This is a genomic window from Legionella qingyii (genome assembly GCF_003990155.1).
GTDB classification, from domain to species: domain Bacteria; phylum Pseudomonadota; class Gammaproteobacteria; order Legionellales; family Legionellaceae; genus Legionella; species Legionella qingyii.
On record NZ_RZGX01000005.1, the window covers coordinates 96,065 to 115,708 of the forward strand.

The following is a 19,644-nucleotide window of genomic DNA, read 5'->3' on the forward strand; positions in this document are numbered from 1 at the left end:
ACTAAATTGGTACTTATAATGAAACGAATTATACCACAACAGCTCACATTGAGCGCATACTACGCCTAATAGTCAAAATATATGCAGTTTTAATGATTGTTATTGCAGATGTGCATTGGCATTGGAAAATTTAGAGTCGCAGCATGCGACTCAACTCGCAAGCAACACGCGGCATCTTTATAGGAGGTAAATTATTCGCCTATGTCTTCATTCCATAGAGTTCTCTCTTGAGCAATGAAGTGTCGCATCATGGTGATACATTCTTTATTTTGTAACACCTCAAGTTTTACACCACGTGATGTTAATAATGATTCTTCGCCCATAAAGGTTTGATTTTCTCCAATCACAACATGAGGAATTTTATAAAGAAGGATAGCTCCGCTACACATCGCGCAAGGTGAAAGAGTGGTGTATAAAATGGATTGCTCATAAACTTTAGCTTGCTGTCTACCCGCATTCTCTAATGCATCGATTTCAGCATGTAATATGCTGCTTCCTTTTTGAACCCGTTGATTATGTCCGCGCCCAATGATCCTGTCTTGATAAACAAGTACCGCACCAATGGGTATTCCTCCCTGAGCGAGACTTCGGCGTGCTTCTTCTATAGCTGCTTCAAGAAATCGTTGATGAGACTCTGACATGGTTATCCCTCCAATGACAGTAATATTGGGAATATTCTCCAGTATTTAATCATTATAAACAAGAACATAAACATGGAAAAAAATAATCTGAGCCTACTGTGCCGCAGGTTGTATCAAATGACTTACTTAGTAGCGTTTATCATACATTAACCGTAGAGTAGGAAGAGACAATAAATCCAACACGATCAAATAAATCGAAAATGCAAAATTTGTTGGCCAAAAACCGAAAGGACACAATAGGAAATAATGTGACTCAATAGATTGAGCATCACATAACCCTTCTCAAGACTTGTTTGCGGGCTCAACGAAGCCTACATCCGAGATGGATCTCGAAGAAGTAGGCAGAAAGAAATTCACATTAAGAGATTGTGCATGAGCCGCTACCGTTTGGCAAACAAACTGGTGCGCGATTGACTACTTTCGTACTTGCAGGAGCAGGTGTTGGCGTTGGTTGAAAGAAGTGTGGCTGATATGCCGCGGCGGTCGGTAAGGGTTGGGATTTTCCTTCCATTTCTTGTTGATTCATATGATTGCTTGTTGCATTCGAAACAGGAGTGCTGTGTGATGGACTATCCGCTGTTTTTGGGGCAGGTTTAGCTGTTTTATCTTCGGTATTAGTCGATGCAGGCTTCACGGAAGGAAAATTATTGACAAGGATTCGATTAAAAATAAACGGTTTCTGAAATATTGTCCATTTCGCATGGTCAGTGATATGTTTTAATGCATATATATGTATTTCATCATTCACTTCTTTATAGCGGGCAAAAAAATCAACCCGGGAATAAGACGTATATTCGTGACTATCCTTACGTGCCTGTGCAAAAACACTATTTAGGTCTTCCTCACTTTTAAAAACCCTATTCTTGTATTTATACTCCCAATCGCCAGGATTGGTATTTGAAGATGTTGTATCATCTCCAACACCTTCAGGAAAATATATTTTTTTTACGTTGTCTGTCTTTTGAAATAACCGTTGCAGCTCTTCTTCAACAAGCGCATAACCCTTTGCTACCAGCCTATAACTAAATCCAGAAATATTAGGGAGGGTTAAAATCGTGTATAAGTCGGGATTTGAAAATTCTTCTTTTGTTTGGCCTACGGCTTTCTTCCAAACAAGATCACTCGAAGCAAGGTCCTGCCAATCTTTACAGACTAACTCTAAATTTGCTAAATCTCTTGGGCCTAAAAATGTCATTATATGCTCTACAATCTCTGCGGGTATCTCGGGTAATTGATCTTCATATTTCTCTTGCATGATGGTCCTCATTATGGAGTTGATTTACAATTGCTATATGACACATGATCAATACTAAATCAATATTAACAGAAAATGACTTCAACCTCCCCAAAATAACCAGTGCAAAATTTGTGAAAACATAACTCAAAAGCAAGGTAATCAGTGGTGCTGTGCCACCAAGTAAAGAATGACTTAGGTTAAAAATAAAGTAAAACCACTTGCTCGCCCTTCTAGTGGTTATAGTTCGAAGCTCGCATTAAATACATTTCCAATAAAAATAGAGATAATAATCGCCAAAACTCTGCAAGCAAGGACAACCTGCAGTAAAGTACCTGCAGCAATAATTTTTTTATCCATAATCCAAACGATAGTGTTCGTTTTACGTTATCTGATTGATTCTAAATTTTTTTTCAGTTGAGGATACGTTTGTTATTTCTTCAACGCCATTTTTATTTTCTAATACTTTGTCCATTTCGTTCTTAAAATTGAATTTTGTTGGATCAACAGACACTTTAAGAAGTCCGCAAGGAAAATCACCTGGATAACATATATCAATATTTATAATTAAGTGTTTGCTTTCTGAATCAAAGACGATATTTTGGGCATAGGAATCACTTGGATTAGGTCCGGATCCAATGGTAATAATAACTTGTTTCACATCGGCTGCAACATTGTTTAAATATCCCTATAGTTGAACTTTATTCTCCATATCTACTTTATCTTCTCGAGTGAATCTATACATATCGACACCTGTAAATTAGTTAATATTTTTAGAGGATGATTAATGCCCCTGATGGGGCGCAGTTGTACATTATAAGAATAACAATCTCAACAAAAACATTGAATGAACAACAAGAGATCACAATTTATTGAAACACAAACCGAACTTCATTTAGTTCGTTTTGTATTTTTTGCAATCAAGGCTTTGCGTACAGTCAACTCAAGTTTCATAAGAATTTTTTATCAGATGAGATGCTACATTTTTAGATTGGAATCAGGTGAATCAATCGAGTTAAAGATTATAGCTTCCCCGGAAATTAATTCACCAAGCGTCTTCTCACCTGAGACGATATTAAAAAAGCTAATCCCTATCGTGGTTATTTTTCTCCAAGTATGTTCCAGGGTTGAAGGAGGAGAGATTCTGTCCAACTGCTCTATTTCTCCTTTACCAGGATGCAATTCACGGAGTGAATTAACGTAGGTAGCAATTATCTCCGCTACTTCGTGTGTTAGTTCAGTTTGTTCATATAAATAGCCGAGAAAACGTTTTGCCAAACTTAATCGCGTAGCATAAAGTTCATCATCTTTTATTTTTAAACGTTCTAAATGCAAAATATAGTCTTCAAGAAGATATCTTGGTTGCGTAATCGCGTGAATTTTTTGAAATGCATCGGTTAATTCTTTTTTATCAATCTCCTCCACCCACTGATAAAACCGTGTTTGCATCCCTTCTAACCGTTCCTGATAAGTAAAAGGATTCAACTTGACAAGATTTTTTTCAATAAACTGATGTACTGCATCCCGTGCAGTGTCATGATTTGAGAGTTCGGTTACATCCCCTTCAAGTTTCTGAAAGACCATGCAGATGAATAAAGCAATGGCAATTGATTTAAGCGAATAATCTAATTTTCCTTGTAAAGGCTTGGATTCCAAATCATATACCGCTTGTAAGACAGCTAATTTCAGGGCGTCTTCTTCTGAATAACCATTATTTAACCATTCAAAAATCAAAAAATTTACTGTGTCATCAGCATCTAACAATTTATATTTTTGGGTAATAAAATCAGTCCACTGCAAAAAAAGTAGATATTTTCCTTCACGCAAGGCTTTAATGTATTCAGAACTGGATGAGAGCATGGCGATCCTTGACTGCTTTTTTAGAATATTATCCTATACTTAAAAAACATAAACATGCAAATGGTGCACACTATGAAAAGGAAATGGTATGTAGCTATTGCTGTATCTCTCTTACCCTTTAGTTTCGCTTTCGCAAATTGCGATTTAACCCAATTTCGCTGGGAATGTGACTTGCCGGTGAAAGTTAAACCCAAACCAGGAGCAACCTCACTCGTATATTGTGGTAACTCCTATGGCTACATCACCAAACAAGAATATGACATTCTTGCCCGTTACCAACGTGCTAACGTTAATATGGTTTTAAATATTAATGGCGAATACATAGACAGCCCTTGTATCGGCGCACAGAGATAGTACAATAGCTCTGATTCATTCCTTGTATACTTTGTATCATCATACCCTGGGACAAGCGCAGCAAAGCTCAGGGTTTTCTGAAGCTTAACGTTCAGGGTTCCGCTGCGCTGCACCCAGACTACATGATGTTAATGAGATGATCATTGAACTCGATGGTATTCCCATAGAAATATTAAGAAAAAAAATTAAGAACATGCACTTACGTATTTATCCACCTGATGGCTTAGTCAAGGTGAGTGCACCTCTGAGATTCAGCGAACAACTTATAAGACAAAGTCTTGAGTCTAAAAGTGCATGGATTCATAAGCAAAGGGAGCGAATTCGTAATCGTGCTGTTGTCGAGGAATGTACATTTGCAACAGGATCAACTATAGCATTCAGAGGGAACAAATATTTATTAATCATCGAAGAACATCACGGACCAGCACAAATTAAGCTCAACAAGGAACTGATGTACTGTTATACCCAGCCTAACAGCTCACCCACCCAAATTCAAACCATTATTGAGCGCTGGTATAAACAGCAAATGCAAATGCTATTGCCTGAGCTTATTCATCGCTGGGAAGCTATTGTTGGAGTTAGAGTAGCTGAATGGGGAATCAGAAAAATGAAAACACGTTGGGGTTCATGTAACACCAGAGCGGCACGTATTTGGTTAAATCTTAATCTTATTAAAAAACCGTCGATTTGTCTGGAGTATGTCCTTGTGCATGAGTTAGTTCATCTGTTAGAACCAAGTCATAATAAACGATTTTATGGGTTAATGAGTCAATTTATGCCACAATGGCGCGAATATGAATATCACCTTGAAGGACGTGTACTTTGATTGATTCCGCACAACTAATCCCTAACCTCTGTAACCAGGGATTCTGTATTATTGATGGCTTTCTTGAGCAAACCCAATGCCAATTATTGCGCGAGACAGCACAAGGGCTGTATGAAGAAGGATTGTTTCGTGGTGCTAAAATTGGTCTTAAACTAGAATCCCATAAGAATGATTTAATTCGTACTGATGAAATTTTCTGGCTGGAAGGAAATGAAACAAATCCAGCAATACAAATCTTTTTAGGGCGAATTAAACAATTGGCTCAAATATTGAATCAGTCGCTCTTTTTAGGTTTACATGAATTTGAAACCCATTTTGCTGCATATCAACCAGGTACTTATTATAAAAAACATGTGGATCAGTTCGCAGCGCAAAGAACACGGAAAATCTCATGTGTGTATTATTTAAACGAGCATTGGAACTCTGAATTTGGAGGCGAGCTAAAAATATACAATACAGAAGATCAATTAATTGAGAATGTACTGCCCTTAGGAAATCGCTTCATATGTTTTAATAGCGAATTGCCTCATGAAGTATGTGTTACTCATCAACCTCGATACAGTATTACTGGTTGGATGAAAACCCATGCTCACTTTGTATTGAACAAAGGCGCGTTCTCCGATTTATAAAAACGAAATTAACAAGCGGATTACTTAGTAATTCAGAACGCTTAACCTTGCTCGTAAAACAATATGATTATTGTGTATAATGATATTTTTATTTTCATTTAATCTTCTATGCATGCCTTAGACATTAAACAATTATTTAAAACCTATGCTAATGGTGTACAAGCAGTAAAAGGCATTGATTTGACCATTAATACGGGTGATTTTTTTGCTTTATTAGGTGCCAACGGTGCGGGGAAGTCCACAACTATTGGTCTAATAACTTCATTACTCAATAAAACATCGGGTAGCATCAGCATTCATGGTTACGATTTGGAAAAAGAACCTGAAAAAGCCAAATCCTGTTTGGGTCTTGTGCCCCAAGAAATTAATCTTAATATTTTTGAAAATTGTGAACAAATCCTTCTAAATCAAGCGGGATATTATGGAATTTCGCGAAAGAAGGCACAACCCCGAGTTGAAAGTCTCTTGCAACAGCTAGGTCTTTGGGAGAAAAAAAACTCTATAGCGCGACACTTGTCCGGCGGAATGAAACGTCGACTTATGATTGCCAGGGCTTTAGTGCATCAACCTAAAGTACTGATTCTCGATGAGCCTACGGCTGGTGTGGACATAGAAATCCGACACAGTATGTGGGAGTTTCTCACCAGAACCAATGCAGAAGGCACAACGATTATTCTCACAACCCACTACCTGGAAGAAGCAGAACAATTATGTAAAAACATTGCCATCATAGATAAAGGGGAAATTATAAAAAATACATCGATGAAGGCTTTACTGCAAACACTACGTCATCAAACATTTATCTTCAATACAGAAAACCGCATCGATACTTTACCCGATTTATTTCCATTTAAGCCCACACTGGTTGATAGCACTACAATAGAACTCCGTGTAGACAACAATTTGAATTTAAATGATGCCTTTGCCCTGTTCACCAAACATGGAATAAAAATTCATAGTATGCGAAATAAAACCAATCGCTTGGAAGAACTCTTTTTGGATCTTATAAAAAATGGCCATTAAACAACAAGTTATTGCATTATATACTTTAGTAAGGCGCGAGTTGGTTCGTATGTTTCGCATTGCAAGCCAAGTATTTTTACCTCCAGTGATTACGACCACGCTTTACTTCCTTATTTTCGGGAGTTTAATCGGGCCGCGTATCGGCTCCATTCAAGGAGTCAGCTATCCGATGTTCATTGCTCCTGGATTGATTATGATGTCCGTTATTGTTAACTCCTACGGTAATGTATCTTCTTCTCTTTACAGTGTCCGCTTTCAAAAAAGTATCGAAGAAATGCTTGTTAGCCCAATGCATAACAGCCTCTTGTTGCTTGGCTATGTCTTGGGCGGCGTATTTAGAGGATTAATTGTTGCTGTCTTGGTTTATATCATTGCCAGTTTTTTCTTGACCATTGAATTAAGTCACTTGCCAATGACGTTACTCGTGGTATTGCTGGTATCTGCTGTTTTTTCATTGGCAGGGTTCACTAATGCCATGGTTGCGCGGAATTTTGATGATATTATGATTATACCCACATTCATACTCACGCCACTTACCTACTTAGGTGGTGTATTTTACAGCATAACCATGCTACCAGAATTTTGGCAGAAGGTATCTTGGCTAAATCCCATTTTGTATATGGTTAACGCACTGAGACAAGCAATGATTGGCCAAAGTGAGGTCAATATCTCTTTAGCGATGGGAATTATTTGTATGATGTTAGTGTTACTGACTCTTCTCAATATGTTTTTATTAAAAAAAGGCGTGGGGTTTCGCGAATAATCATCATTCATATGAGTAAATAAAAAGTGCAAGAACCTATTACAAGCGCTCTCGAATCTATTTTCTTAAGTTGCATGTCATTGACCACTCGCTTAATGGTGTCAACTTAAGCGTGTAGCCTAGATGTAGCGAGGCGTAATCCCATTTATTTACGTGTAAATCCCAAGGCCTGTAAACGTTGGTCAATTGAAGGATGTGTTGCAAACGCATTACTTAAAGATTTTACCGGATCAATATCGGATGGATCGAAAAGGTATGATGCCTGCCTCACCTGTTCATGAGGAGTGTTACCATATTCCTCTGAATAATGCTCGGCATGTTGTTGATGATCGTCATTAATCTTGAGCAATGCCCGAGCTAAGGGTTCATTATCGCGCATTAACTGCACACAGCCAGCATCAGCCATATATTCACGTGTTCGGCTTAAGAATAAGGTTAACAAAATTGTCAGTAAGGGCAAAACGTAACGAAGAATTACAATCACCATTAACAAACGATTATCTTCTCGTTTACCATCACGCTTAAATACTGCGGAATAAAATAGAATATCCACTACAATCAAAAGAATATTACTCAAAATCGCCACTGTTAGCGTTAATTTAATATCATAGTGACGAATGTGACTTAATTCATGAGCCATCACTGCTTGCAGTTCTGCCCTGTCCAGTTTTTCCATTAAACCGCGAGTAATTGCAACCATTGCTGATTTTTCACTATACCCACTCGCAAACGCATTCATATAATCTGCTTCGATAATAAAAACTCTAGGCATATACTGTAAACCAGCAGCAACTTTCATTTCTTCAACTACATTATACAATTGTTGTTCCCGCAAATCTCGGGCGGTTTGCGGGGTAATTTCATGATAGTCTGTACCTAATAACATAATGCGATCATAAAATGCATACGTTATTAATAATGACACTATGGCAATAGCAACCATAATTATAGTGGCATAGGGAACAACGCGCAGATGAATCAACGCAAGAAAGCATTGCTGCAAGGTAACCTGTGGATAGGTCGATTGTAAAACAAATAAATCAGCAACGAAGCCCACAGCAAAAAAAATGGCAACAAAAAAAGCGATAACTCCATATGTCTTACGCTGATTCAGCTGTATTTGTTCGCGCCAATTCCCTACACTACCATGATAGTCTTCAAGGCCCATATTCTAAACTCAAAATTTTACGGTATAGTCTTCTTTAGCTTGAATCTGCTCTTCAGGAAGTCCCCAATATACAAAGTCTTTATCTAATGCTGAAGAAAACAAAGACACTACCATAGATTCAAAGAATGATTTCTTTTTCGCATTATAACGCTCTATACCATCGTTATAAGCCTGCTTGGAGTAGGCCAATTTATTTTCAGTGTTAACAATTTCTTCCTGCAATTGCATGACATTTTGACTTGCTTTCAAATCGGGGTAATTTTCAAATACCACATTCAACCCAGATGCAATCTGAGAAATTTGGTTTTCTGCAGCCATGCGACCTGCTTCATCTCCTGCAGCTTTAGCTGTTTGCGCTTGATTACGCAAGGCGACTACATCCTTTAATGTAGTTTTCTCGTAATCCATATATTTTTTTACTGCCTCAATGAGCGATTCAAAAACCTTAAAACGACGATCCAGTTGGATATCTATTTGTTTTTTGTCGTTATTAATAGCCTCAATTAAATGAATTAACGTGTTATAAACACTAATAGCCCATAAAAATAAAAGTACTACAATAATAATAAGGGCAATAAGAAAAGTACTCATTTTTCATCCTATGTAAAATTTTCTACAATTTAGTTATAGATCGAAAATAACAAAAAAAATAGTGGAATGACTGAGGATTTTTTGCTAACCGTAAGAGTACAAGTTAATGAATAAAAGTCAAATTGGGTGGTGCATCCATTTTTTAGCCTATTATCTGTGTTGGATAGCTTGTTTCTATTTTGCAGCCCAAAATGAAGTATTGCTTGGAACAATAATTGGTTTCCTGCTCATTGCCGTGCAAATCGCCTGGCAATCAATTAATCGTTTGCCTTATTTAAATGCTCTATATTTTGCACTTCTTATTGGGGTCATTGGCTCAATCACTGATACAATTTGGCTGCATCAAAATTATATTTCTTTTAAAGCAAATCCCTTCAGCTCTTATTTTACAGCCCCATGGATGATTTGTATTTGGTTAAGTTTCGGATTGAATCTTATTATTCTTAATGAAAAATTGACCCGCTACTATCTCATTTGGTTCCTGCTCATCCTTTTTTTGATGCCTTTTGCTTATAAAATTGGCGAAACATGCAATATCGTAGTGATCGAAAAAAGTTATCCATTTTATTTTTTTGTAGGAGTTACCTGGGCATTCCTCTTACCCGCCAGCTTTTATATCTATCACTACTTAAATAAACACGAAATTGTTAATTCATGAATTCAAGTTGTAGAAATCATGACACATTTAAAATAGGCTTCAAAAATTGTCCCGTATAAGAATGTTCACATGCAGCAACTTGCTCTGGTGTTCCTGTAGCCACAATACGACCTCCTTTGCTTCCTCCTTCAGGTCCCAGATCAATAATCCAATCTGCGGTCTTAATCACATCCAGATTATGTTCAATAATCACAACCGTATTCCCTTGCTCCCGTAAACGGAATAATACAGCTAATAACTGTTTGGTATCGTGAAAATGTAATCCTGTAGTCGGTTCATCAAGAATATATAGAGTGCTTCCTGTACCCCGTTTTGACAACTCTCGAGATAACTTAATTCTCTGAGCTTCTCCTCCTGAGAGAGTAGTCGCACTTTGCCCCAATTTAATATAAGACAAACCAACATCCATCAACGTTTGACATTTTCTGGCTAAAACAGGAATCGCTGCAAAAAACTGACCAGCGTCTTCAACAGTCATTTCTAAAACTTCATGAATATTTTTGCCTTTATATTGAATATCCAGGGTTTCTCGATTATAACGTTTTCCTTTGCACACATCGCATGATACATAAATATCAGGTAAAAAGTGCATTTCAACTTTAATCAGACCATCCCCCTGACACGCTTCACAACGCCCACCGCGCACGTTAAAGCTAAAACGCCCAGGCTGATAACCTCTTGACCGAGACTCAGGAGTTGCTGCAAATAATTCTCGAATATGAGTAAAAATACCTGTGTACGTAGCTGGATTAGAACGAGGAGTCCTGCCAATCGGGCTCTGATCAATATCAATTACTTTATCGCATAAATTCAAACCGACAATCTCTTTGGCTGAACCGGGAGTATATAAACTTGCTCTATTTAATAGATTGGCAGCATTCGGATATAGAGTATCATTAATCAAACTCGATTTTCCCGAACCTGATACTCCGGTAATACAAGTAAGCAACCCTAAGGGAATACTGACATCAACATCAACCAAGTTATTACAATTCACTCCTTTTAGATGAATCATTTTTTCGGAGTTAACGGGTAAACGTGTATTAGGAATTGCAATGGATTGCTTTCCAGATAAATATTGACCCGTTAAGGACGTTGGAGATTGCATAATTTCTTGCGGTGTACCACTTGCAACAATTTCACCACCATGTACCCCAGCCCCAGGACCTATATCCAGGACAAAATCAGCGCTGCGAATTGCATCCTCATCATGTTCCACCACAATAACCGTATTTCCCAGATTTCGTAAGTGCATTAAAGTCTTTAATAGCCGGTCATTATCTCTTTGGTGCAAGCCAATAGAAGGCTCATCCAAAATATACATAACGCCAACCAATCCAGAACCAATTTGACTGGCTAAACGAATACGTTGTGCTTCTCCGCCTGATAAAGTTTCAGCACTGCGGGCTAATGAAAGATAATCCAAACCCACATTGACCAGGAATCCTAATCGCTCAACAATTTCTTTATTAATTTTTGCCGCAATTTCACCTTTATATCCCGTCATCCGCAGATTTTTAAAAAAAACATAAGCTTTTTCGATCGAATAGGCTGTAATTTCAGGCAAATTTTTATCATCGATAAATACATGCCGAGCTTCTTCACGTAATCGCGCACCATGACAGCTCTGGCATGGGCGGGAAGATAAATACTTCGCAAGCTCCTCTCGTATCATTCCTGAGTCAGACTCACGATAACGTCGTTGCATATTAGGAATAATTCCTTCAAATACATGTCGCTTTACTGTATATCCGCCATTAGGGCGATGATAATGAAAGTCTATAACCTCACGCCCACTCCCGTATAATATAATCTGTCGAATCTCCTCGGACAAATCACAAAATGCAGTATTGACATCAAAACCATAATGCCCGGCAAGCGACTCAAGCATTGAGAAATAATAAGTAGTTTTTTTATCCCATCCTCGTATAGCACCTTCAGCCAAACTGGCAGTTTGATCATGTACAACCCGCTCCGGATCAAAAAACTGATCAACGCCCAATCCATCACAAGAAGGACAAGCACCTACTGGATTATTAAACGAAAAAAGTCTAGGTTCTAACTCACTGAGGCTGTATCCGCATTCAGGGCATGCAAATTTTGAAGAAAAGACAAGATCATCAAATTGATTATCCATGGATGCGACTATGGCGAGCCCTTCTGCTAAATTTAAAGCATTTTCGAATGACTCGCTTAAGCGCTGGGCGATATCGGATCTCACTTTAAACCGATCCACAACGACTTCGATCGTGTGTTTCGTACGCAAACCCAGTTTGGGAGGAGAATCCAATTCATACAACTCGCCATCGATACGAGCACGTACATAACCTTGGGCTTGCAACTGCTGTAAAAGCTGAACCTGCTCTCCTTTACGCTCACGCACGACCGGAGCCAAAATCATTACTTTACTGTCAGTAGGTAAAGCCAAAACCTGATCCACCATTTGGCTGATTGTTTGCGCATGCAAGCTGACATGATGTGTAGGGCAACGCGGCTCCCCCACCCGGGCATAGAGCAATCGTAAATAATCATAAATTTCGGTAATGGTCCCTACTGTGGAACGAGGATTATGGGAAGTGGCTTTCTGCTCTATAGAAATTGCTGGTGATAAACCCTCTATCGAATCAACATCAGGCTTTTCCATCATTGCCAAAAACTGGCGTGCATAAGCAGATAAAGATTCAACATAGCGACGTTGTCCCTCCGCATATAATGTATCAAAGGCTAAAGAGGACTTCCCTGAACCAGATAAACCCGTAATTACAATTAATTTATCACGTGGTAAATCCAAGTCGAGATTTTTAAGGTTATGGGTTCTTGCACCGCGTATGGTGATAGTATGCATATAATTCGATAATTTGGTTTAAAAACTAAGTTTGGGGTTTATATTTTTCGCCTACAAAGTATACAATTATACGTCAAAAAAATGGAGCGTATAGAGTAAATAAGTAATTCTTTTTGGGAATCAAATTCCAATAATTACTTTTTTTTCACATCTGTTTTGCACCACAAAACGCAATTTTTCAGTACACATTTATCATTTACAGATTATACTAAAATAAAAAAATTAAGTTCTTCATTTTAAAACATTAAAAAGGATTTTTAACATGAACGCTCTTTTGCCAAGGATCCTGTTATGGCTCGTGCTGGTCATATCGCCATTTACTCTTTATGCGCAAAATGATGCGGAAATCTGTCAATGGGCAAAACAAATTTTATTGAATACCTTATCCGTAGATTACAACTATCAAGCAAGTGATGATGCAGAATTACGTAAAAATTATACTGCGAATGCCTGGGACGCCCTAACCAATTTCTTAGGCAATTATCTCGATGTTATCCGAGAAAACCATCTTACACTGCATCCTAAAGTTATTGCAGAGCCTTATGTCGCTGAAAAAGGTTTTGCTCTTGGCGTCCATTTTTGGCGCATTAATGAAGTTTTTTCTATTCCTGAATTAAATCTTACGATTGCATTTTCACTAATAGTTATCGAAGCAAATCCTCAACCCAGTGGAAGTGGGCGTTTACTCATTCAGAGCATAGATATGATTAAAAAGGAAAATTCATGAATCTCTTGACTCGTTTTAGATTTTTTCTTTGGAAATTTAGCCATTTTAAAGTTCGCATGATAGGCTACCTAAAGCCCCGGCTGATCCAACTTACTGACAGTGAAATTATTATTTGCTTGCCTTTAAATCGACGCAGTCGTAATCATTTAAACTCCATGTATTTTGGTGCGCTGTGTGTTGGGGCAGACTTAGCAGGGGGGTTACATGGTTTTTATCATGCAGCACAAAAACAACTCAATGTTTCTCTCGTGTTTAAATCATTTCAAGCACAATTTTTACATCGCCCTGAAGCGGATGTTTATTTTGTTTGTCGTGAAGGAACAAAAGTCGCAGCAATGTTGGAAGAATCTAAAAAAACAGGAACACGAGTAACCCAACCCATCCAGATTAAAGCCTATACCGATTATCCTGACCTTAAAGAATCAGTTGCAGAGTTTGTTTTAGAGTTGTCAGTAAAAATTCGCGCCTAATTTAATTGGCTCCTTTATGAATGATGACAAAAGTAATCATTGATTTATATTCAAGAACAGACGAAAATATTGCCAAACTGTGGTATTATTAATGCCGGTTAATCTATTGACAGTCAACGACTTATGAATTCATTAGGCTATCTGTAATGATATTTGAAGAATATGTAAAATTATTAGAGTCATTCAAGCAAAACCAGATATCTAAAATACTGGAACAAATTGACACTAAAATTTTCGAAATTCTCTATAGCAAGCATGTTAGTCCTCGAATAGTCCCTTATTTTCCCCGCTACGAACTTTGTTTTATGTCCGATGAAACAAAAGAATTACAGCCTGGAAAGTTATACATAAGTGAACAAAATGGCAAAGTAGCCTACTCAGTAATCACCCCAGACAAAAAAACGATTGAAAATGCTGTTTTGGATGAGATTGATGCACCATCGCCTTTTAAATACACCATTGCCCCAAGGATCGATGTAGTAAAACCCCAAGCAGGTTTTTTTTATGTCCGTATGGTCGAAACAGGTCTTGAATATACTGTTATAGACCCCTCCGGCAAATTAGTAACCGCTGTAATTAAACGCGAAGAATTTAAAATTAACTTACGCTCAGATTTTTCACCTAAAGATCTAGAGCCTTTTATGCCTGAAATTCTTAATATTACGTCGAAAAGAAATCATACCCCACCCTTTACACTGGATGCTCTTAGGGCGCGAGTACTGTCAGCAACATCGAGGAAGGGCCATACGAATTGGGCTCCTTTTGCTAATTATTCTCTTGACCCTGATAATATTTCTCAAATTAAAAAGCTAATTAATGCACTTTATTATGCGCGCCTGACTTTTTTAGATTTGGAAAATATTGATGTCAGAGACTTAAAACGAAGTTTTTGGGATCTGAAATTACTCTACAATAAAACAATAAATCTGGCTTATGAGGCAAGTTACTTACTCACTCATTTAGATATTGACCTAAAAGATATGTTTCAGGAGGAACTCTCTCTTATTCTGCCCTTATTCAATCAAATACAAGTTTTTGCAGAAAAATATGCTAAAGAAAACGAATCGATTGTAAAATCATTCGACCCATTGCCTTTAGCTTATAAAGCGGGAACCGTGGCAGGAATTACCGTAGATCAAATGCGCCCGATCAGCAGCGATGTAGATTATAACTTCCTTGCCCAATTCAGTGCTGTCCTGCCGAGCTATATTGACAAATTAACTAACTACATAAAACAATTTTCCTCTGAAATTAAAGAATCAGAAGAAAAACTTAATAAAGAAAAACTAGACGAGTTACAAAATGCAGCACTAAACTTATTAAATGAGATCGAAAATTTAAAAGGAAACAGTGTTTTTGTTTCACTTAAATTTTTAAATTACATTCATATAATTCGCAATGTTATCACTTTATCCATGAGCTCGTTAGAACAAATAGGCGAACTTAGTGAATCATCTCAAGACGTGCTCCGTGATAAATTAGCCCAACTCAAATACGACGTATTGCCCGGCCTATTTAGTTTGGTTGATAAAATTGAAGACAATGCCATGCTTAAGCCTGGAACTTTGTCTGTTCCTTTGATGGAAAAAGTCAAAGTCTTGTATGACCAACTCCTTTATCTACCTAAAAAAGTAATTGATTTTAAAACCAAAGGAGAAGAGTTACTCGAAATCGAAGATCATCGATTTATCGAATTAAGGCTGGAAATGGTCTATAAAAGGATAGATAAGGCCAATAAAGCATTGTATAAAATTCAAAAAGCGCAGGCCGCGTGCACGGCATTTTTTGAACTATTAAAAAAACATAAAACCGTTCATTTATCCAAGCTCCCTCTCGATGTGAAACAAGAACTTATAAATCACTATAAGCTGCTTAAACCTTACATGACTCAACTGGACATCGATTTAAATCAAATAATTATCTCTAATTTAGTACAACCTGAAGAAAAGGAAAAAAAACAAGACTGGTACACTTTTATAGGAAAATCTCTGCAACGCTTTATGAGACAACCTTCTGCAGACCTAATTATAAAAAAAGAAAAAGAGCTCACTGATTTAATTACTAAAGATGAAAACAGCCAACTTTTTCACATTAATTTAAATAAAGATTTAATTGATTCGGTACATAAAAAAGCAAATTTAGCTTTATTCCCATATAGTGAAAAAACAAATGTCTACACTCTTGATGAAACGATCCCGCTACAAGTCGAACAAGGTAAAGATAAAAAATCAAGGTTAACAAAAGCACAGTTTCAACGAATCCAAAATGCTTATTTGCGCTTTTCACAGATAATAAATGAACAAATAAAAGCAAAACCCGAACGTTATGAACAGAATTTGGATCTAAGCTTACTTGACACTAAACTAAAAAAAGAGTGCCAACAGTTATTTAAGATATTTCAACCTTACATAACCTCAATCATCTTACCTGAATTTAACGACGCAGAAAAAAGGAAAGTACTCCAACCTTATTTAAGTTCAATCATAACCTCTGAACTTAAAAAATCGGCGAAACATTTTGAATCCTATTTATCGGCTTTATTTGCGCAAAAAACAGTCAAAAATATTCCATCTACAGAACTTTTTCTTGGACTGGATAAAAATATTCACACCTTCATCGATCATATTAATTTCGAATGGTGCAATAAAAGTGACTTTAAAAAAATCCTGATGGCGTACACTCGCTTTGCTCAGATAATAAAAAAGCAGATCGAAAGAAAACCGCAACTCTATGGGAATAACTTATTATTAACGAGTCTTGATGAACAAGCCAAAGAGGAATGTCGAGAGTTATATCCAATCTTTCAGCCTTTTTTCAAGTTTGCAATCCCACCGAAACTTCGAGACTCAGCACAAAATTTCGAAGAATATTTAGCTGCATTACTTGCAAATAAACCAGTAGAAATCTTAGAAGCACCACCTTCGTCTTTGTTTTTAAAACTGGATGAACACGTCCAGGATTTTCTTGCCAAATGGCAAGATAAAAGTCAAATGTATTATGATTTTGCAAAAGTCAGGTTTCTGGATGAAAATGAGTCAAGTGCTCTGAGAAGCAAACGAGAGGAAGAGAAAAGACTGCGATTTAAAACAGTTAATGGGGATAATTTACTGCAAAATCGCGAAGAATTAAATGCAGACCAAGCACTTGAAGTCTACCAGTGGTATCGAAATAAGCATACCAAATTTCTGGTAGTTCAAAATGCTTATATTCAATTTATCGCATTACTCAGAAAAGAAATCCGTACAAAGCCTCAAATTAAAGGAAATATGTTACTTCTAAATCGCATTGATCCCAAAGTAAAAGATCAATGTCGTAATTTATATAGCATTTTCCAACCCTTCTTTATCTGTGCCGTACCCCCTGAGATGAAAAAGGAAGCTTTAAAGCTTGATAAATATCTCGTGGCTATCTTATCGAACAATAAAATCTCTATAAAGAATGCACCATCCATGCGAATGTTTCTGGATCTCGATATACACTTCCAAGAGTTCTTTGCAGACATTACTCAGGAATGGAATCGGAGAACGGAGCGTTTTTATAACTTAGCGCAGAAAAAATTTACCCAAGAAAATAGGTTAACTACACTAAAACCAGAGCCCCAAACGGGCAGAGAGCACTATGTTATCCAACATAATAACTATTCCAAATGCATTCATGAGTTTAGACAATCCTTGTTTGGGGTAACTCAACTACTTAACAATGCAATGCAAACTGCATTAACACCCCAAGGTTTACAGCAATCATTGCCCAGAGTGGTTGATATATCACCCGAAGGGATATTGAACCAAGCTAAGGAAACTGTAAATCCGCAATCCTCACCACCATTCCCGGAAATGGAGGATAATAACAAGAGATTAGCTCAAAGCAGACAAGTTTGCGCTTTAAAAGACATATTTAACAGTTTATTTCATTTAGAAGGGATTGCTCTTGAGTTAGAAAAATTAAATAACAAGAGTGCTAAAAGTCGTTATGTTTATTATTTATTAAATGCTTATGGACATCTTAATGAAATCATTAAGTCATCCAAGCGCTTGGCTGCTGATCCACATTTAGGATTAATAGCCCGTAATTTACTTGATAAGGCCCAAGAGCTTTATGCAACGTTCCAAGAACACTCCGATGCATATCAGGTAAGTCCTGAACAAGTTCCATACGGCACAACCAAAGTGCAATACAATGCACTTTGGTATGTTCTGAATGCTTTTTATATTAGCCCCAAACATATTAGGGCATTAAAAAATACTAATTTCCTAACTACTAAGGAACTTAACCAATTACATCTGCGAGCCAAAAAAGCAACCTTATTTATAGAAGATCTGATTAATAATTCTAATTCATATTTTAAATTGTTCCTGCAAACCCCACGCATGATTTACCTATACCAGGAACTCACCACCAAACTAAATGAATTTACGACTACTTCTCACGATGGAATAATTGATAATCTAGAGAAGATGCGATCTACCGTATTCACCCCAATGCTTTTTGAGGCAGATCTCTGGGAAAACAAATTAGGACTCGCTCCAGGAGCACTTTCAGGCCCATTACGGCAAATTACTGATGAATTCTTTAAGGGATTGTTACACCCACTCGATTTAAAATCTAAAAAATGCATCAAGTTAGTTTGTGATGAAGAACCACTGAAACAAAGAACTAGCATAACTAAAAAAAGGATCCGTAATGTAGGAAAATTTCTTAAAAAAATAGACAAAGAATATCAAGATATTGAAAATCTTTATCATTGGTATCGTGTAGTTACTACTCCATTTGAAGCCTTTGCTCTCACTGCGCCAAACCTATCAAAAGAGGATTTGGAAAAAGCCAAAGTTGAGTTAAATGCGGCTTATAAAAAAGCACTTCCCAAACTGACTAAACTCAAGCGGGATAAGAAAGTTGAAATTCCGCCAAGCCAGTATCCTGAGGACCATCAATTTGATGAACTATGTAATTTTGGACTCAAAGCATACGACCCACATTTTACCGAAATCGAGGCGTTAATCACTGCAAGTCATCATTATTATCTTGGTCTAAAAGCAACATATCAAATGCGTTTAGATACCTTAAAAGAGAAATTGAGTTATCTTCAGGATTTAGTTCCAATTCAGAAACAAGAGAAACTGACTTTTATTAAACAATTCGCTACTGAGTCGTTTGGCAAACATCTCGAAAAGATGTGCAATGACAATTTAAGCTTACAATATACTGATTCAGAATATAGAGCCCAACTTAAGGCTTATTTGCTTAAACTTAAAACTGAAATAGTTGCTAAGTCAGAAACAGCTGAAGATATTGATCTAAGCATCAATAAATTGCTGCAAAAAGAAATCAGTAAATTTGAGAAAAAGTACTATGTGGACTACCATCATCTTGATGAAGTATTTGTGGCTTTGGCTCAATTTAAAATTTATTTCAAAAACTCCAGAATTGCGATACATAAACAAAGTTCTTTATTTGAAAGTAAAGAAACTTTATATGTAAAATCAAAGTGCATTAATAAGTTAAATGAGATTGCTACTGATACAACATTAGAAGTTCATGAGCGTTTGCGACAAATAAGAGCTCACGTAGTTAAAGATCCTAACTTCACAAGAATCATCCTGACACATAAGCAAGTTAATACCTTTAGTTTTACGTACTTAAAAATGTGTTTTTTCTCACTGTTGGAAGCATTAAATTTATATACCCCTACCCGAAAGAAGCTTCTTGACCAGCTTAATGAAGCTGTAAAAAAGCCTCCTGAAATCGGAGAATTAACAAAACGTTTTGGCCTATTTGCCCCGCCCCAAACACCCAAAGAGGTCGAAGCAAAAAAATATGCAGCACCTGCTATCCCAGTTAGCTTTTCCTAATCTTAT

16 protein-coding genes are annotated in these 19,644 nt (G+C 37.0%); 9 read left to right on the plus strand and 7 right to left on the minus strand.

Annotated elements, in window-relative coordinates; genetic code table 11:
- Positions 1 to 191: 191 nt before the first annotated feature.
- The 4 genes from ELY20_RS05125 to ELY20_RS05145 form a co-directional block, all read right to left on the minus strand.
- Entirely contained in the window at positions 192 to 641 is a 450-nt protein-coding gene (locus ELY20_RS05125) for a nucleoside deaminase (RefSeq protein ID WP_110141697.1), read from the minus strand.
- 358 nt (positions 642 to 999) lie between these two features.
- Positions 1,000 to 1,896: an F-box protein gene (locus ELY20_RS05130; protein WP_158618864.1), complete on the minus strand. Its 897-nt coding sequence runs from the start codon at positions 1,894 to 1,896 to the stop codon at positions 1,000 to 1,002.
- A gap of 361 nt (positions 1,897 to 2,257) precedes the next feature.
- The gene (locus ELY20_RS05140; RefSeq protein WP_110141695.1) at positions 2,258 to 2,536 is read right to left on the minus strand and encodes a hypothetical protein; all 279 of its coding nucleotides are present in this window, start codon (positions 2,534 to 2,536) and stop codon (positions 2,258 to 2,260) included.
- 317 nt (positions 2,537 to 2,853) lie between these two features.
- The gene (locus ELY20_RS05145) at positions 2,854 to 3,735 is read right to left on the minus strand and encodes a helical bundle domain-containing protein (protein ID WP_110141694.1); all 882 of its coding nucleotides are present in this window, start codon (positions 3,733 to 3,735) and stop codon (positions 2,854 to 2,856) included.
- 72 nt (positions 3,736 to 3,807) lie between these two features.
- Between ELY20_RS05145 and ELY20_RS05150 the strand changes: the two genes are divergently transcribed.
- From ELY20_RS05150 to ELY20_RS05170, 5 genes are all read left to right on the plus strand, one after another.
- Positions 3,808 to 4,089, plus strand: a complete 282-nt coding sequence (locus tag ELY20_RS05150) for a hypothetical protein (protein ID WP_110141693.1) — start codon at positions 3,808 to 3,810, stop codon at positions 4,087 to 4,089.
- Positions 4,090 to 4,225: 136 nt separating this feature from the next.
- On the plus strand, positions 4,226 to 4,915 hold the full coding sequence (locus tag ELY20_RS05155) for a M48 family metallopeptidase (RefSeq protein WP_110141692.1): 690 nt from the start codon (positions 4,226 to 4,228) through the stop codon (positions 4,913 to 4,915).
- Complete coding sequence (locus tag ELY20_RS05160) at positions 4,912 to 5,544, plus strand: 2OG-Fe(II) oxygenase (protein ID WP_110141691.1); 633 nt, start codon at positions 4,912 to 4,914, stop codon at positions 5,542 to 5,544. The genes ELY20_RS05155 and ELY20_RS05160 overlap by 4 nt, the downstream gene beginning before the upstream one ends.
- 108 nt (positions 5,545 to 5,652) lie before the next feature.
- Positions 5,653 to 6,567: an ABC transporter ATP-binding protein gene (locus ELY20_RS05165; protein WP_110141690.1), complete on the plus strand. Its 915-nt coding sequence runs from the start codon at positions 5,653 to 5,655 to the stop codon at positions 6,565 to 6,567.
- Entirely contained in the window at positions 6,557 to 7,330 is a 774-nt protein-coding gene (locus ELY20_RS05170; RefSeq protein ID WP_110141689.1) for an ABC transporter permease, read from the plus strand. The genes ELY20_RS05165 and ELY20_RS05170 overlap by 11 nt, the downstream gene beginning before the upstream one ends.
- Before the next feature lie 145 nt (positions 7,331 to 7,475).
- Here ELY20_RS05170 and htpX read toward each other — a convergent pair whose 3' ends face one another.
- Positions 7,476 to 8,498 carry a zinc metalloprotease HtpX gene (gene htpX / locus ELY20_RS05175; protein ID WP_110141688.1) on the minus strand — a complete coding sequence of 341 codons (1,023 nt, stop codon included), beginning with the start codon at positions 8,496 to 8,498 and terminating at the stop codon, positions 7,476 to 7,478.
- Between the two features lie 9 nt (positions 8,499 to 8,507).
- Positions 8,508 to 9,089: a LemA family protein gene (locus ELY20_RS05180; RefSeq protein WP_110141687.1), complete on the minus strand. Its 582-nt coding sequence runs from the start codon at positions 9,087 to 9,089 to the stop codon at positions 8,508 to 8,510.
- A gap of 106 nt (positions 9,090 to 9,195) precedes the next feature.
- On the opposite strand from ELY20_RS05180, the gene ELY20_RS05185 reads away from it, so the two are divergent.
- Positions 9,196 to 9,747, plus strand: coding sequence for a DUF2878 family protein (locus tag ELY20_RS05185; protein WP_110141686.1), 552 nt, complete (start codon positions 9,196 to 9,198; stop codon positions 9,745 to 9,747).
- 16 nt (positions 9,748 to 9,763) lie between these two features.
- Here the strand turns inward: ELY20_RS05185 and uvrA are convergent, their stop codons facing one another.
- Positions 9,764 to 12,592, minus strand: coding sequence for an excinuclease ABC subunit UvrA (gene uvrA, locus ELY20_RS05190; RefSeq protein WP_110141685.1), 2,829 nt, complete (start codon positions 12,590 to 12,592; stop codon positions 9,764 to 9,766).
- 262 nt (positions 12,593 to 12,854) lie between these two features.
- On the opposite strand from uvrA, the gene ELY20_RS05195 reads away from it, so the two are divergent.
- From ELY20_RS05195 to ELY20_RS05205, 3 genes are all read left to right on the plus strand, one after another.
- The gene (locus tag ELY20_RS05195) at positions 12,855 to 13,319 is read left to right on the plus strand and encodes a hypothetical protein (protein ID WP_110141684.1); all 465 of its coding nucleotides are present in this window, start codon (positions 12,855 to 12,857) and stop codon (positions 13,317 to 13,319) included.
- Positions 13,316 to 13,789 carry a hotdog family protein gene (locus tag ELY20_RS05200; RefSeq protein WP_110141683.1) on the plus strand — a complete coding sequence of 158 codons (474 nt, stop codon included), beginning with the start codon at positions 13,316 to 13,318 and terminating at the stop codon, positions 13,787 to 13,789. Before ELY20_RS05195 ends, ELY20_RS05200 begins: the two co-directional genes overlap by 4 nt.
- A gap of 146 nt (positions 13,790 to 13,935) precedes the next feature.
- Positions 13,936 to 19,638, plus strand: a complete 5,703-nt coding sequence (locus tag ELY20_RS05205) for an SdhA (protein ID WP_110141682.1) — start codon at positions 13,936 to 13,938, stop codon at positions 19,636 to 19,638.
- The last annotated feature ends 6 nt before the right edge of the window (positions 19,639 to 19,644 follow it).

Excerpts from the sequence above, each read along its gene's own strand:
- ELY20_RS05195 (WP_110141684.1), top strand. The coding sequence starts at position 12,855 with ATGAACGCTCTTTTGCCAAGGATCCTGTTATGGCTCGTGCTGGTCATA.
- htpX (WP_110141688.1), bottom strand. The coding sequence starts at position 8,498 with ATGGGCCTTGAAGACTATCATGGTAGTGTAGGGAATTGGCGCGAACAA.
- ELY20_RS05185 (WP_110141686.1), top strand. The coding sequence starts at position 9,196 with ATGAATAAAAGTCAAATTGGGTGGTGCATCCATTTTTTAGCCTATTAT.
- ELY20_RS05125 (WP_110141697.1), bottom strand. The coding sequence starts at position 641 with ATGTCAGAGTCTCATCAACGATTTCTTGAAGCAGCTATAGAAGAAGCA.
- ELY20_RS05130 (WP_158618864.1), bottom strand. The coding sequence starts at position 1,896 with ATGCAAGAGAAATATGAAGATCAATTACCCGAGATACCCGCAGAGATT.
- ELY20_RS05165 (WP_110141690.1), top strand. The coding sequence starts at position 5,653 with ATGCATGCCTTAGACATTAAACAATTATTTAAAACCTATGCTAATGGT.
- ELY20_RS05200 (WP_110141683.1), top strand. The coding sequence starts at position 13,316 with ATGAATCTCTTGACTCGTTTTAGATTTTTTCTTTGGAAATTTAGCCAT.
- uvrA (WP_110141685.1), bottom strand. The coding sequence starts at position 12,592 with ATGCATACTATCACCATACGCGGTGCAAGAACCCATAACCTTAAAAAT.
- ELY20_RS05155 (WP_110141692.1), top strand. The coding sequence starts at position 4,226 with ATGATCATTGAACTCGATGGTATTCCCATAGAAATATTAAGAAAAAAA.
- ELY20_RS05150 (WP_110141693.1), top strand. The coding sequence starts at position 3,808 with ATGAAAAGGAAATGGTATGTAGCTATTGCTGTATCTCTCTTACCCTTT.
- ELY20_RS05180 (WP_110141687.1), bottom strand. The coding sequence starts at position 9,089 with ATGAGTACTTTTCTTATTGCCCTTATTATTATTGTAGTACTTTTATTT.
- ELY20_RS05205 (WP_110141682.1), top strand. The coding sequence starts at position 13,936 with ATGATATTTGAAGAATATGTAAAATTATTAGAGTCATTCAAGCAAAAC.
- ELY20_RS05170 (WP_110141689.1), top strand. The coding sequence starts at position 6,557 with ATGGCCATTAAACAACAAGTTATTGCATTATATACTTTAGTAAGGCGC.
- ELY20_RS05145 (WP_110141694.1), bottom strand. The coding sequence starts at position 3,735 with ATGCTCTCATCCAGTTCTGAATACATTAAAGCCTTGCGTGAAGGAAAA.